The sequence below is a fragment of the Candidatus Culexarchaeum yellowstonense genome (assembly GCF_024707025.1).
In the GTDB taxonomy this organism is placed as follows: domain Archaea; phylum Thermoproteota; class Methanomethylicia; order Culexarchaeales; family Culexarchaeaceae; genus Culexarchaeum.
Map to the genome: position 1 here is coordinate 1 of NZ_JANGFQ010000059.1, position 9042 is coordinate 9042.

8 protein-coding genes are annotated in these 9042 nt (G+C 37.7%); 3 read left to right on the forward strand and 5 right to left on the reverse strand.

Annotated elements, in window-relative coordinates; genetic code table 11:
• The 3 genes from gyaR to hypD all read right to left on the reverse strand — a co-directional run.
• A partial coding sequence (gene gyaR / locus MRT15_RS07270; RefSeq protein ID WP_304329314.1) for a glyoxylate reductase occupies positions 1 to 934 on the reverse strand: 934 nt, incomplete at its 3' end.
• Positions 935 to 1018: 84 nt separating this feature from the next.
• Positions 1019 to 1972 (reverse strand): glycyl-radical enzyme activating protein, encoded by a 954-nt coding sequence (locus MRT15_RS07275; RefSeq protein ID WP_304329316.1) that lies wholly within the window; start codon positions 1970 to 1972, stop codon positions 1019 to 1021.
• Entirely contained in the window at positions 1935 to 4370 is a 2436-nt protein-coding gene (gene hypD / locus MRT15_RS07280) for a trans-4-hydroxy-L-proline dehydratase (RefSeq protein ID WP_304329318.1), read from the reverse strand. Before hypD ends, MRT15_RS07275 begins: the two co-directional genes overlap by 38 nt.
• A gap of 137 nt (positions 4371 to 4507) precedes the next feature.
• Between hypD and MRT15_RS07285 the strand changes: the two genes are divergently transcribed.
• The 3 genes from MRT15_RS07285 to MRT15_RS07295 all read left to right on the forward strand — a co-directional run bounded on the left by MRT15_RS07285 (position 4508) and on the right by MRT15_RS07295 (position 7780).
• A complete protein-coding gene (locus MRT15_RS07285) occupies positions 4508 to 5704 on the forward strand; it encodes a Xaa-Pro peptidase family protein (RefSeq protein ID WP_304329320.1) in 1197 nt (398 codons plus the stop codon).
• Between the two features lie 127 nt (positions 5705 to 5831).
• Positions 5832 to 6473 carry a LysE family transporter gene (locus MRT15_RS07290; RefSeq protein WP_304329321.1) on the forward strand — a complete coding sequence of 214 codons (642 nt, stop codon included), beginning with the start codon at positions 5832 to 5834 and terminating at the stop codon, positions 6471 to 6473.
• 209 nt (positions 6474 to 6682) lie between these two features.
• The gene (locus tag MRT15_RS07295; RefSeq protein ID WP_304329323.1) at positions 6683 to 7780 is read left to right on the forward strand and encodes a polysaccharide pyruvyl transferase family protein; all 1098 of its coding nucleotides are present in this window, start codon (positions 6683 to 6685) and stop codon (positions 7778 to 7780) included.
• A 44-nt stretch (positions 7781 to 7824) separates the two neighbouring features.
• Here MRT15_RS07295 and MRT15_RS07300 read toward each other — a convergent pair whose 3' ends face one another.
• Together MRT15_RS07300 and MRT15_RS07305 are read right to left on the reverse strand one after the other, a co-directional pair.
• Complete coding sequence (locus MRT15_RS07300) at positions 7825 to 8256, reverse strand: hypothetical protein (RefSeq protein ID WP_304329325.1); 432 nt, start codon at positions 8254 to 8256, stop codon at positions 7825 to 7827.
• The gene (locus tag MRT15_RS07305; RefSeq protein WP_304329327.1) at positions 8253 to 8996 is read right to left on the reverse strand and encodes a KaiC domain-containing protein; all 744 of its coding nucleotides are present in this window, start codon (positions 8994 to 8996) and stop codon (positions 8253 to 8255) included. Before MRT15_RS07305 ends, MRT15_RS07300 begins: the two co-directional genes overlap by 4 nt.
• Positions 8997 to 9042 lie beyond the last annotated feature (46 nt).

Here is a 9042-nt window from a genome sequence, read left to right on the forward strand (position 1 = left end):
ATGCTATTAGATTTTCCGCAACTATTTCTGCCATTGCATGTCTAGCTTCATATGTTGCGCTTCCAATATGTGGCACTATTACGGCATTTTTAAATGCTGTTAATGGATGGTTTGGTGGTAGTGGTTCCTCTTCAAATACATCTAACCCTACCCCTGCAATCCAATTCTCATTTAAAGCTTTGATTAATGCTTTAGTGTCTATTACTGCCCCCCTCGCAGTGTTTATTATTATCGCATTCCTCTTCATCAACCTCAGCTTTTCCTCATTTATTAGGTGGTATGTTTCCTTTGTTAATGGTACATGTATACTCACTATGTCTGCTTCCCTTAAAAGTTCCTCTAAACTCTTATATTCTATTGAGAGTTGTTTTTCAATTTCAAAGTTCCTATTAACATCATAGTATATGATTCTCATTTTGAATGCTTTCCCTATTTCAGCCACCCTACTTCCAATTCTACCCAACCCTATTATTCCCAATGTCTTCCCCATTAGTTCCGTTCCAAGCATCATTTTTGGGTGCCATGCAGTTCCAGTCCTCCACCATTCCCCCCATCTAACGAAGTTGTCTGCTTCAACAATCCTCCTAGATACGGCTAATATCAATGCCCATGTGAGTTCAGCTGTGGATTCTGTTAAGACGCCTGGAGTGTTTGTTACGTAGATTCCATTTCTAGTTGCGCATTCCAAATCAATATTATCAAATCCAACAGCATATTGGGCTATTATCCTAAGACTCTTAGCTTTGCTAATGAGGTTGCAATCAATTTTATCCGTTAACAGTGATACTATGGCATCTACATCCTTAACTTTTTCAATGAGGGTTTCATATGGTGGCGGCGTATACCTATCCCAAACTTCCACTTCATAATACTTTGAGATTTTCTCAATAACATCTTTGAAAAGCTCTCTGGTTACAAATAACTTGTGTTTCATGAATAATAATGATGTTGTGTGAGGTATATTTAACTTAATGTTTTAGCGAAGTGGATTGTTGATTGGTATATGCGGTTATTGTGTTTATCCTCCTATTTTGACATATAACCCTATCCTCTCAAATTCTTCCCTTATTCTTTTTAATGTTTCATCTGTGGGGGCGTTGTGAATTTTCATCAGGTATGGTCTTCCAAGTCTGGCATACTTCTCTTCCACGCTATGGAATGGTAGGAGGTCAATTTCACCTACACCCCTTAATTTTTCGGTTATTAGTCTTGAAATGCCTTGAACATTTTCTTCAGTATCTGTTATTCCAGGTATTATTGGGAATCTCAGTATTATGTCCTTTGCCCGGCCTAATTCCACAAGTAGTTTCAGGTTTTCTATTATTGGTTTATTTGATACTCCACAGTACTCTTTATGTTTTTCCTCATCCATTATTTTTACATCATACAAGAATATGTCAATATATTTTGCCACTGTTTGCATGATTTCCTTTGTAGTGTATCCAGATGTGTCTAGGGCTGTGTTGATGTTAATTTCCTTGCATTCTTTTGCCAGATTTATTAAGAATTCTGGTTGGTATAGTGGTTCTCCACCTGAGAATGTTACTCCACCATTGGTTTCATCATATAGTCTTATATCCCTCTCTATTTCCGTGATGAGATATTTCACATCTACATCCATCCCTACAAGTTTTATTGCTCCCGTGGGGCATGCTTCTGCGCATATTCCACATCCAATGCAGCTCTCCCTGTTTATCACGATTTTTTCATCAGCAAATTTTATGGATTTTGTTGGGCATACTCTGCTACATGTTTTGCATTTGATGCATTTGTAATCAAAGTACATTATCTCCTTTTTAGGGGATATCCCTTCTGGATTATGACACCACCAGCAACTTAATGGGCATCCTTTGAAGAATATTGTTGTTCTTATTCCAGGTCCATCATGTATTGAGTATCTCTGTATATTGAAGATTAGCCCCTTAACTTCCCCTTTAGAATTCTTTATGTTCTGTTCTTGCAATGATTTCATCTTGTAACCCCTTCGGCAAGTTTACGAAGTAGTCGCTGTATCCTGCAACTCTAACCATTAAGTCTTGGAAATCTTGTGGTCTCTTTTGTGCTTCTCTTAATAGCTCTGTGGTTACAACGTTGAATTGTACGTGGTGTCCACCCATCCTGAAGAATACCCTTAGTAGTTGTGCAAGTTTCTTTATGTTTTCCTCTCCTTCTACGAGGTCTGGTGTGAGTCTCATGTTTAGGAGTGCTCCACCAGTTTTATCCCAATCTATTTTTGTCACTGATCTGAATACGGCTGCTATCCCCTTTCTATCCATTCCTTGTACTGGGGATATTCCTTCTGATAATGGTTTTTCTGCTAGTCTACCGTCTGGTGTTGCACCTGTCTTCTTTCCGAAGTATACGTGTACTGTTGTTGGTAGGAAGTATACTCTTCTTGTTGCTCTTCTTATTGGTGTTGGTGGATAGCTTTCAACTATCTTAACTACCATGTCAACTATCCTTTTTGCTATTTCATCTGCATAATCATCATCATTCCCATATTTCGGCGTTTTATTCAGTAATATTTGTCTTAGGATTTCGTATCCTTCAAAATTCTTGTTTAAAGCTTCGAGAAGATCCTCCATCTTTATATCCTTTTTATCGAATACATGATATCTTATTGCTACCAGCGAGTCTGTTAAGGTTCCCAATCCAACTATCTGCACATATTGTGTATTGTACCTTGCTCCTCCAGCATTGTAGTCTTTTGCGTTTTTAACGCAGTCTTCTATCCATAGTGATAGGAATGGTACTGGTAGATACTTTGCATATATTGCTTCTATTATGTCGTTCCCCTTCATCTTTATGTCCATGAAGTATTTAAACTGCTTTACGAATGCTTCCCATAATTCATCAAAGGATTTGAAGCTTCTAGGATCTCCAGTCTCTAATCCAATCTTCTTCCCAGTTTTTGGGTCTATTCCATTGTTTAGAGTTATTTCTAGTATTTTTGGTAGATTTATGTATCCAGTGAGTATGTATGCTTCTTTGCCGAAAGCTCCTGTTTCAACGCATCCACTAACTCCAGAGGTTCTTGCATCTTCAAGGGTTTTCCCTTGTCTAAGCATTTTCACTATTACTCCATCGAAGTTGAAGAATGGTGGTTCTCCAAATCCTGGAGACATTACTTCTATTGCTTTTATTATGAATCTATCTGGATTTCTATCACTTACTAGTACTGCTGTGTTTGGTTGTAGTGTTCTCATTTCACTTAGTACTTCGAGTATTAGGTATGAGAGTTCATTTACTCCATCTTTCCCGTCTTCTGTTAATCCTCCTATGTTTATTTTTGAGAAGTCATTGTATGTGAAGCTTTCTTCTGCTGTAACGCCAACTTTTGGTACTGCTGGTTGATTATTGAATTTTAACCAGAAGGCTTGTAGTAATTCTTTTGCTCTTTCCCTTGTGAGTCTCCCTTCCATGATGTCCTTTTTATAGAATGGGTATAAATGTTGATCTAATCTTCCTGGGGTGAATGAGTCCCATGGGTTTGTTTCATAGGTTATGCCTACATGTATGAACCAGTAGTGTTGTAGAGCTTCCCAAAATGTTCTTGGTGGGTTTGTTGGAACCCAACTGCATATTTCAATCATCTCCTTCAATTCTTCTCTCCTCCTTGGATCACTTTCCTTTTCAAGCATTTCCCTTAGTTTTTCCACACATCTTTTCGCGTATATTAGTATTGCATCAGCAACTATCTCCATAGCCTTTAACTCTTCCATTTTCTCGTAGTATTCTGGGTCGCTTGTATCCAGTTTCTCCATTGCTTCCTTTATCTCCTTCTTTATATCGTTTATTCCAATTTTGAATATTCTCCCTCCTCCAGCGGTGTGTCCAGGTGCCCTTTGCTCCATGAATTCAGTGAATATTCCCGCTTCATATGCGTCTATCCATTCCTTTGGCATATTTTCAAATATTATATCCCTTATACTCTTTCCTCTCCAAAAAGGTATTGCTACTTCCTTATAGTATTGATATGTTTCTTCATCAACTTGGTATGGCATATTCTTCCTGCTTTTCAGTGTTTCTAAGTCTTGAAGGCTGTGGCAGCATATTTCTGGGTATGTGGGTACCTCTTTTGGTCCAGTCCCCCTCAATCCAACTATTAATTCCCCCTCTTCAATGGGTATGCTGACATTTTCCATTAAATGTTTGAAGGCTAATGCCCTTTGTACTGGGGTGGATTTTCCGGAAGCTTTACCGCTCATGTAAAATTCAGTTATTAATTTTGCTCTTTCCAGCGAAACTTTGACAGGGCTTTTCTCACTTTTCTCCCTTAATTTTGCAATTCTTTCATTTATTGGTTTAATTGATCTCCTCCTCTTTACGATTTCCCTCTCTATCTTCTGGATTTCAATTTGTTTGCTCACTTCACCACCCCTTTAAGTTCCCATAAATCATTGTTTGCTTTTACCGATATATACGTGTTGCATTTATGCATTTACAGTTTTTGGAACGTAAATCTTAAACGGTGTTTTTAGTTAAATGTTTCTTTGGGGTGTTTTGTTTGTATAACTTGGATGTCTATAAACGGCGGATGAATCGCATTAGGGAGTTTCTGTCTAAGAGTGAACTCAGTGCTTTAGTGGTCTTTGATTCTCTAAATACGATTTATGTTTCAGGATTCTTCTTGGATGTTGAGCCTTGGGAGAGGCCTGTGGCTACCGTGATTCCAATTGATGGTGAGCCTTCCATGATTTTAAATGAGCTTTCCTTTAACCATTATAGGTATGGGTTGGAGAAGGGGGCTCATTGGATTAAGGATGTTGTATTTTATGATGAGCATCCAAGATTGACTGGTAGGAGGTATTACACCAAGGATTTCCCATTCCTTGTTTGTAGGATGTTGGAGGATAAGGGGGTTGTTAAGGGTTCAATAGGGTTTGATGTGGATAATTCTGCGGTTAAATCCTTCATTAAAATGCATTTACCTAGAGTTGAAGTGTACGATGCTTCATGGATTTTGAGAGAGATGCGTTTAGTTAAGGATGAATATGAACTTGATTTGATGCGTAAAGCTGCTGAATTGGCTGATTATGGTTTGGAGAAGATGAGGGAGACTATAGAGGTTGGTTTATCTAATGTTGAAATTGGCCATAAAGTTGCTTATGAAATTGCTAAGGAGGCTGCTAAGAGGTATCCCTCCGATGTTTCCATAGAGGTTTCTGCAGGGTTTACTGGTACTGGCCCTGAAGGTGCTATGCCTCATGGTTGGCGTATGCCTAATGGTAGGAGGATTCAGAAGGGTGATACTTTGCTGGCTGTTGTTGGTGTTAGATTGAATTGTTATTGGGCTGAGGATGAGAGGACTTTCATAGTTGGTAAACCTAGTGAGAAGCATGTTAAATTCTTTGAAGTTGCCACTAAGGCTCAGGAGTGTGGGATAAGTATGTGTGTTGCTGGGAGGAGGGTTTCTGATATTGATGCTGCTGCACTTAAGGTTATTGAGGATGCTGGTTTCGGCGATTACGTTTTCCATCGTACTGGTCATGGTATAGGTTTAGGTGGGCATGAGTATTGGCATGATATGGCTTTCAATCATAGGATTATGAAGCCTAATATGGTTACCACCGTGGAGCCTATGATTTGTGTCTATGGGTTTGGTGGTTTTAGACATTCAGATACCGTGGTTATTGGTGAAGATAAACCCATAGTTTTAACCAAGTTTCCAAAGAGTTTAGAGGCTCTAACAATTCCAGCATAGTTTTGCAGTAAAACTCCTTTCACAACATAATTCTTATCAATAAATTTTAATGTTTATTACAGCAAATCCTTCATCAATAATTTTAAACTTATAGCCTAAGGTGTTCATGATGAATGTGAGGAAGCTTGTGTCTTTGACATTGGCCATAACGCTTAGTGGAGCTTTAAGTCCTGGGCCATTATCAGCTTCAGCAATAGTTACTGGAGCTTCTATGGGGTTATTTGGAGGTCTCTTGATAGCTTTGGGACATATGATAGTGGAACTTCCATATGTAACCATGCTTTATAAACTCATCAATCAATTCAGGAAGTTTTTAATGAAAATGAAGATTAAGTTAATACTTAACGTTATAGTTACGTTTTTCTTAGCATACTTTTCCTATCTCCTAATTAAAGATTCCATGAATATTTTCCAAAGTGGCGCATTCTCCTTTACGGAATTAAACTTGACGGTATTGAATCCTTTGGAAGCTGTAGGTATAGGGGTGATACTTACAGGGTTTAATGCATACTTCTTAACATGGTGGCTTACGGTTGGCTATCCGTTAATAGAGGAATCTGCAAAATATGGGGTGAGAGGGTTGAGTGTAATGTATGTGAGTCATGTATGGATGGATTATGCATGGTTAGCATTACTAGCCAGTGGTGGAAATGCAATTAAATTGTTGGGGTCGATGCCATATGCACTACTACTCTTAATAATAGCATTAATGCTCATGGTATTTGCGACAAAAATAGGGTTGGACACTATTAAAATGGTTTTCAAATAAGATTATGGTTTATTTTGTGGGTAAAAGTTTTATTGAGTTTATCTTGACTATTCCTTATGCTGAAATTCTTTTCCTAATATTTGAAATGCTTTTTCCACCTTTTTTCACGTGATTCCTTACATATATCCTCTGTTTTTATTATCGTTTGGGGTTTTGTGCTGATATTTAAGCGGAATATTGCTGTTTTTGGGTATTATGGTGCTGGGAATTTGGGTGATGATGTTATATTGTATGCTATTGTTAAACGTTTAAGTAGGTTTATTGATAAGTCTAGGATCGTTGTTGTTTCCAGTCAATTTAATGCTAATCTACAATTTATTCGTTTACGTTATGGTGTTGAAGCTGTTAGTTTGAGGGATCCATTGGGTTTCCTTAAAGTTTTGTTTAGTAGTAAGGTTTTAGTTTTGGGTGGTGGTGGGATTCTTCAGCCCGGCTTCACAATATTCTCCATATTCCTTTATAGTTTGCTTTTCAAACTTTCTGGTTGTAAAGTTGTGTTGTTGTCTGTGGGGGTGGAGTTCCCCCACTCCTTCTCCTTAATCGATAAGTTCCTCGTTAGATTGCTTGTGGGGATTTCAGATGTAGTTACTGTTAGGGATTTGGTTTCAAGAGCCTTTCTCAATTCTCTAGCAGTCTCCAAACCCATTCTTGTATTTAGGGATTTATCCTACCTCATTTACAATGATTTGAGTAGGTTTCGTTCAAATTTTGAGTTTAATGGTGGTGGGGATCCATATGTAATTTTGGTTTTGAAGGATATTTCAAGTAACGTTATGCCTTTAATGGGTGAACATTTAGATTTACATTATCTTGTTAATGTTTTATCTGATTTTTGTAACTATTTGATTGATGTTAGGGGGGTGAAGGTGTATTTCTTAATTGCTCAGCATGGTTTAAAATCCGATTTGAATATTGCCCTTAAAGTTTTGAAGAATGTTAATAATTTGAGTATGGTTCATGTGGTCTTTTATGGTTCAATGCCCTTCAATAGGCTCTTAGACTTGCTTAGAGGGTCAATTTGTGTTATTAGTATGCGTTTACATCCACTTATTTTGGCTTCTATGATGGGTAAGCCTGTCATTGGCTTATCCTACAGCAATAAGGTTAAAACGTTTATGTATGAAAATGATTTAGGCAGTTTCCTCATAGATCTCACACGTCCATACGATTTCCATATGTTTAAATTGATTTTCCGGAGAGTTTTGAATGATTCTGAATCTTTCACATACAATTATGTTGAGGGTTATTATCATGAAGTTTTAAGTAAAGCCTTCATTTTGGAATCCTTCTTGGAGCAGAATATTTGATCCTAATAATTTATCTTTAAATTGAAGGGGAAAAATGGGTGTTTTTATTTAAGTAGACTCTTCAATTCCTCAATTTTCTTCTTCATTTCTTCAATTGTCTTCTCTAGTTCGCTTATTTTGTTGGTTATTTCGTCTTTTGATAGTAGTATTTCTATTGATTTCATTGTTACTCCTTCCTTTATGAATTTCTCGTAGGTTTCTCTTACCAGTTGTCCGGCTTTTGTTTTCCCTGTTAAGTGGCTTCTAACTGTGGCTTCTGTTATTCCAAGTTCTTCTGCTATCTGTTTTGTTGTCATTTTTGCCTTTTCCCTTGCTAGAGCTCCTGCAGCTATTCCAAGTGATGTTAGCCAAGTTATTCTTTGTGATGGATCTTTTAATGCTTCTAATACATCCTTTCTGAATAGTGTTTCTATTAGTAGTGCTGTTTCAAGGTTCTTTATATCTTCCCTTCCTATTGGTGATAGTGTTATGCTCATGCACTTACACCTCTATCTACACTTAATGTTTTATCTGGATATATAACTATCCCCTTATCAGTTATTTCGAATGGGTGTCTCTGCATGGAGTGTGCTGTTCCACGCATTTTCCATACAATTATGCTTCTATACAGTTTTCCACGTACTTCATCTAAATCCAATCTTATTATTCCATCTGCTGCATGTTCCACTCCAGGACCTCCAAACCCCCTTTCAGTTACACTTACTTGTGATACTAATATTGATGTGGTTCCAAGACCTGATAGCACTTTCTTCAATTGTAGTACTATACTCCTTGCCACTGCAGGTTTTGTTATGTATAATGTTGTTACACTGTCCACTACAACCCTCTTTGCATTCAAATCTCTTATTGCTTGTCTAACTAGGTCTGTTAGTGTTGGGAAGTCGTCTGGGCTTGGAACAACGTACTTCTCCCTCTTGGCTGCTTCACCTATCCCTGCTGTGAATGCATCGATCACTGCAAACTTTCCCTCATCCTCATAATCCTTAACATCCCAGCCGAATTGCTGCATATTTATCCTAACTTGTACTGGATGCTCTTCTAAAGCCACATATATTCCTGGCTCATTATTCTTTAAGCCATAGTATAGGAATTGTTGTCCCATTATAGTTTTCCCAGTTCCAGGTCCCCCTGCCAATAGGACTACGTTTCTGCGTGGTATCCCTCCATTCAAGATTTCATCTAATCCAGGTATTCCAGTCTTCACTTTTTCAACCATTTCACTTACCTCCAAATTTTATGATCATCATGATATGCTTTTCCAT

Excerpts from the sequence above, each read along its gene's own strand:
- MRT15_RS07300 (WP_304329325.1), bottom strand. The coding sequence starts at position 8,256 with ATGAGCATAACACTATCACCAATAGGAAGGGAAGATATAAAGAACCTT.
- MRT15_RS07275 (WP_304329316.1), bottom strand. The coding sequence starts at position 1,972 with ATGAAATCATTGCAAGAACAGAACATAAAGAATTCTAAAGGGGAAGTT.
- MRT15_RS07305 (WP_304329327.1), bottom strand. The coding sequence starts at position 8,996 with ATGGTTGAAAAAGTGAAGACTGGAATACCTGGATTAGATGAAATCTTG.